Source organism: Desulfobacula sp. (genome assembly GCF_021107415.1).
In genome coordinates this window covers 1-4,856 of the sequence record NZ_JAIOSW010000302.1, presented here as the reverse complement: position 1 = coordinate 4,856, position 4,856 = coordinate 1, and the positions used below count along the sequence as shown (strand labels likewise).

At 37.2% G+C, this 4,856-nt stretch carries 5 protein-coding genes; all 5 read left to right on the top strand.

From position 1 onward, the window contains the following. On the top strand, window positions 1-277 hold a 277-nt coding region (gene yajC / locus K8S13_RS15695), incomplete at its 5' end, for a preprotein translocase subunit YajC (protein ID WP_291463913.1). 20 nt (window positions 278-297) lie between these two features. Then, complete coding sequence (gene secD, locus K8S13_RS15690) at window positions 298-1,869, top strand: protein translocase subunit SecD (protein ID WP_291463912.1); 1,572 nt, start codon at window positions 298-300, stop codon at window positions 1,867-1,869. A 12-nt stretch (window positions 1,870-1,881) separates the two neighbouring features. Then, on the top strand, window positions 1,882-2,913 hold the full coding sequence (gene secF, locus K8S13_RS15685; RefSeq protein WP_291463911.1) for a protein translocase subunit SecF: 1,032 nt from the start codon (window positions 1,882-1,884) through the stop codon (window positions 2,911-2,913). Between the two features lie 4 nt (window positions 2,914-2,917). Beyond that, window positions 2,918-3,613, top strand: coding sequence for a tol-pal system protein YbgF (gene ybgF, locus K8S13_RS15680; RefSeq protein ID WP_291463909.1), 696 nt, complete (start codon window positions 2,918-2,920; stop codon window positions 3,611-3,613). A gap of 83 nt (window positions 3,614-3,696) precedes the next feature. Further along, the gene (gene dprA / locus K8S13_RS15675) at window positions 3,697-4,773 is read left to right on the top strand and encodes a DNA-processing protein DprA (RefSeq protein WP_291463907.1); all 1,077 of its coding nucleotides are present in this window, start codon (window positions 3,697-3,699) and stop codon (window positions 4,771-4,773) included. Window positions 4,774-4,856: the final 83 nt, after the last annotated feature.

The following is a 4,856-nucleotide window of genomic DNA, read 5'->3' as shown; positions in this document are numbered from 1 at the left end:
TTTACCCATTATTATTTTGTTTGCAATTTTTTATTTTCTTTTGATCAGACCCCAGCAGAAAAAAGCTAAAGATCATAAAGCAATGATATCCAATCTCAAAAAAGGAGTTAGGATCGTCACATCGGGCGGCATCTATGGAACCATCCAAAGCATAGATGACACAACCATTGGTCTGGAAATTGCTGAAAAGGTAAAAATAAAAATTTCCCGGGGAAATGTTGCAGCCGTAATTTCTGGTGATGCTGCTGTTTCAAAAGAAGACAAAAAGAAAAAATAAATTCATTAGGAGTAATTAGATTGAAGCTATTTACCTTTAAAAGTGTCATGATTTTTATTGTGGTTTTAACGGCCATTGTTTGTTTTTTACCTACTTTCTTCAATTGCTGGCCCCATAAAAAAATCAATTTGGGACTGGACCTTCAGGGAGGGATGCATCTTGTACTTGAAGTTCAAAATATCAAAGCTGTTGAAGCAGAAGTGGAACGAACCATTCAAGAGATTAAAAAACAGCTTAGAAAAGAAGGCGTAAAGCATCTGGGTATTTCCCGTCTTAAAGACAACTCTATTCTTGCAAAATTTCAAGGGGATGAAAACAAATCCGGGTTTGAAACGGTTCTTTCCAAAAATTTTGAAAACCTTATCACTCATAAACCACAAGCAGATGAAAATAATATCACCTTTAAATTATCCCTACCGGAAAAAGAGACGGATAATATTAAAAAGATGGCCACTGAGCAGGCGCTGGAAACCATCCGCAACAGGATTGATGAGTTTGGTGTCAGTGAGCCGGATATTAGAATACAGGGGGGGAACAGAATCCTGATACAGCTTCCCGGCATTACGGATCCTGAAAGAGCAAAAGACCTTATCGGGAAAACCGCTCAATTGACATTTCAACTCGTAGATGAGGATGCTGATGTTAATTCAGCCGTCAATGGAACTCCTCCTGTTGGTGATGAGATACTCTATCAAAATAAATACAATCCAGGTTCAGGTACTTCAACTAAAATTCCTTTTTTAATCAAAAAAAGAGTGCTTTTGGATGGCAGCCTTTTAACCAATGCCAGAGTTGAATTTGACCAATTTCAGCAACCCCAGGTCGGTATTGAGTTTAATAGAAAGGGCGCCAGAATTTTTGATCGTATCACCGGAGAAAATATCCACAAACGCCTTGCCATTGTACTTGATAATTCCGTGTATTCAGCACCGGTCATTCAAGATAGAATCGCCGGGGGAAAAGCTGTGATAACCGGTAATTTTACTTTAAATGAAGCAAAGGACCTGGCCATTGCTTTGAGAGCGGGTTCTTTGCCGGCACCTGTTAAAATTATTGAAGAACGCACGGTGGGCCCAACGCTGGGCGCAGATTCCATTCGTACAGGCCTTATTTCAATGGTTGTCGGCGGAATTCTTGTGGTCCTGTTAATGGCTGTATACTATAAAAAGGCCGGTTTGATCGCTGATCTGGCACTGACCATTAATATTATTCTTATCGGAGGAGGACTGGCGGCATTCCAGGCCACCCTAACGTTGCCCGGAATTGCAGGTATCATTCTTACCATCGGTATGGCGGTTGATGCCAATGTTATTATTTTTGAAAGAATCAGAGAAGAGATAAGATCCGGTAAAACAGCACTGGCATCGGTTATCTCAGGGTTTGACAGAGCAACCCTGACAATTCTTGATGCCAACGTGACCACCATTATTGCAGCCCTGGTTCTTTACCAATATGGTACAGGTCCGATTAAAGGCTTTGCCATTACCCTTTGTCTTGGTATTATTGCAAGTCTTTTTACGGCACTGATTCTTACAAAAAGCGTTTTAATTTTTATTCTTAAAAATAAACAATCGTCAAAACTAAGTATATAAAGGAAATAAACAATGCAGATTATCAAATCTGATATCAATATAGACCTTATTGGTAAACAAAAAATTGGATTTGCTTTATCACTTATCCTTATTCTCTTAAGTATCGGGTCTCTTATTATTCATAAAGGACCTAACTTTGGAATTGATTTTGTTGGCGGAACAATAATCCAAATCAAATTTTCCCAACAGGTCCCTGTTGGGAAAATACGATCCGGGCTTTCCAATATAGGCTTTAAGGATGCTTCCGTACAAAATTTCGGGCATGATCAAGATCACGAATTTTTAATCCGAACCAGTAACTTGGAAATGACCAGCAAAGGATTGTCACAATCCATTTCTGAAGCCATCAAAGCATCCACCGGAATTGCTCCTGAAATCAGAAGAGTTGAGATGGTTGGACCCCAGGTGGGTAAAGATTTAAGAAAAAAAGCACTTTTAGCCATGTTTTATTCTTTACTCTTTATTACCATATATATTTCAGGCAGATTCGAATTAAAATGGATGTTATCCGGCGTAACAGCCGGCTCATTAATGACAGCTGTCTATTTTTTGTCTGTATTTAATGTAAGTATGGCAGTTCTAATTACAGCAGCCTTGGTTATAACCCTGGCATTATTCTGGGTCTTACGGCTTAAATACGCCATGGGTGCGATGGTTGCGCTGTTACACGATGTATTGATAACCGTAGGTATTTTTTCAATTTTAAATCTGGATTTTTCTTTGCCGATCATTGCAGCGCTATTGACCATCATCGGGTACTCATTAAATGATACCATTATTGTTTTTGACAGAATAAGGGAAAATATAAAAGGTGTAAAAACCATGGATACCTTCCCCACTCTGTTTAATAAAAGTATTAACCAAACACTTTCAAGAACAATTTTAACCTCTGTAACCACATTAGTCGTACTGATTCCTTTATATTTTCTTGGTGGTGAGATTATTCACAATTTTGCATTTGCCATGATTATTGGTGTTATTATTGGTACATATTCTTCCATATTTGTAGCAACCCCTATTGTTCTTGCTGCTAACAAAAGGTAATTTTATGCCTGGTTTAAAAAACCATTTATATAAAAGTATTTATCTTCTTGTCCTATCTTTATTTTTTGTTTCCTGTGGTTCTATTGATTATTTTAAAAGTTCTGCAGGAAACAATGAAGAGAAACCATCTGATCAGATGAAGATATCCGGAATGGAATCTGAACTAAGTGATATTAAGAAAAACCAGGTAAATTTAAACCGTCGAATGAAAGATAAGGATGCTGCTATACAGGAACTTCAAGACAACATTATTAAATTAGAAAAAAAAATTTCTGCCCTTGAAAAAACCAGAACAGCTGTAAAGCCCATTCAAAAAGAAACAGTTGCAACACCATCTGTTCTCTATAAAAAAGCAAGAAATCTTTTAGTTGAAGACAATTTTAAGAGTGCCGCCGGCCTGTTCACTGTGTTTATTAAAAATTATCCTCAAAACAGTCTTGCGGACAATGCCGTATATTGGCTTGGTGAGTGTCACTATTCCATGAGGGATTATAAAAAAGCAATCTTTGTATTCAAAAATCTCACCACAAAATATCCACAATCAGAAAAAGTTCCAGATGCAATTTTAAAACTTGGCTATTCATATCTATCTTTGGATGATTCCAACAGGGCGCATCACTATTTAAAAAAAGTAATAAAAAAATATCCTTTTTCACCGGCTGCAGACAAAGCTCAAAAAAACCTAAAGAATTTTGAATAATACTCATTTTAAGAATGCTTGATTCCTTTGAAAAATATTTACCCTGGTTTATCCTAAGGGAAGTCCCTTTTTTAGGGAATACAATGTATAAGAAATTGATTGATCAATTTCAATCGCCAGACAATATTTTAAAGGCTTCTGAAACCCAACTTGGAAGGGTTGATAAAATATCTGCAAAAATAATAAAAGGCATCACAAATCACAAAGCCTTTCAAGATATAGCCAAAAAAGAGTTAGACCTAATTTTTAAAAAAAATATTAAAATAATAACTTTGACGGATTCTTCCTATCCTGTTTTATTAAAGCAGATTATAGATCCACCCCCCTTTTTGACATACCTGGGCAAACTGGATAATACTTCTCCCTGTATATCGGTCATTGGCTCAAGGACTGCGACTTCATATGGATTGAGTACCTCTGAAAACCTTTCATATAAACTGGCTAAAAAAGGGTTTCAGATTGTCAGCGGCCTGGCAAGAGGGATTGATGCCATGGCACATAAAGGTGCCTTAAAAGCCCAGGGAAAAACCATCGCAGTTATGGGTTCAGGGTTGAATAAAATATATCCCAGAGAAAACACAGGTCTGTTTAAAGCCATTGCACAAAAAGGAACTATTTTTTCGGAATTTAAAATAAATACCGATCCATTCCCCTCAAATTTTCCCATTCGAAACCGAATTATTGCAGGGCTATCCTGTGGAAGCATTGTTGTTGAAGCAGCCAAAAGAAGTGGTTCACTCATCACTGCTCGACTGGCCACTGAATATAACCGCGAAGTATTTGCTGTTCCCGGAAGTATAAAATCAAAAAAAAGTGAGGGTACACATTCTCTGCTTAAACAAGGCGCCATGCTTGTGGAAAATGAAATGGATATCGTTGATGAGCTCCACCATTTTATCCATGAAAAAAAAGAAAATTGCCAACCTGTGCCCTCACAATCTTTACAAAAACAAAAATCGACCCATTATAACAGTTCTAAAGTCAATAAGTATAAAATTAAGTATTTTTTAGAACCCTACCCTGTCCATATTGATGTATTAATTGAGAAGGCCGGGATGGAGTGTTCACAAGTTACATCCCAATTACTGGATTTGGAACTGGAAGGTATTGTGACGCGCCATCAGGGTAATTACTATTCTATTTCGGAGGAAACCCATTGACAAAACCCCTCATCATTGTCGAGTCCCCAACAAAAATAAAGACATTAAAAAAATATGTGGGAAAAGAATTTAATATCGCTGCA

Bases quoted from the DNA above. Each gene is read 5' to 3' on its own strand.
- secF (WP_291463911.1), top strand. From the start codon at position 1,882: ATGCAGATTATCAAATCTGATATCAATATAGACCTTATTGGTAAACAA.
- ybgF (WP_291463909.1), top strand. From the start codon at position 2,918: ATGCCTGGTTTAAAAAACCATTTATATAAAAGTATTTATCTTCTTGTC.
- dprA (WP_291463907.1), top strand. From the start codon at position 3,697: ATGTATAAGAAATTGATTGATCAATTTCAATCGCCAGACAATATTTTA.